Annotated in this window: 1 protein-coding gene; it reads right to left on the reverse strand. The window is 49.3% G+C overall.

The window, feature by feature from the left end; all coding sequences use genetic code 11:
- Positions 1-223 (reverse strand): transposase DNA-binding-containing protein (locus SLS51_RS23875; RefSeq protein ID WP_323840926.1); only part of this gene is annotated, 223 nt, incomplete at both ends.

The raw sequence follows: 223 nt of genomic DNA on the forward strand, positions 1-223 counted from the left end.
GTGCCCCATCTCATCTCGAACCGTAGGGTGGATAAATTCCAGCGAGGTCGTATCTTCAAGCGCGAGGAGGCAATCATAGTGCTTAACCTGCTCAGCGGTGGCGGCAAAGCCTGCTTCTGCGATAGCTTGAGGATTAATGGCTTGATTGCGAGTAAAACGATAAGCGGCTTCGATATCCGCAGGGGATTTTAAAGATTGCACGAGAGACTCTCCTAAATGATTT

The organism is Photorhabdus africana (assembly GCF_035181445.1).
GTDB classification, from domain to species: domain Bacteria; phylum Pseudomonadota; class Gammaproteobacteria; order Enterobacterales; family Enterobacteriaceae; genus Photorhabdus; species Photorhabdus laumondii.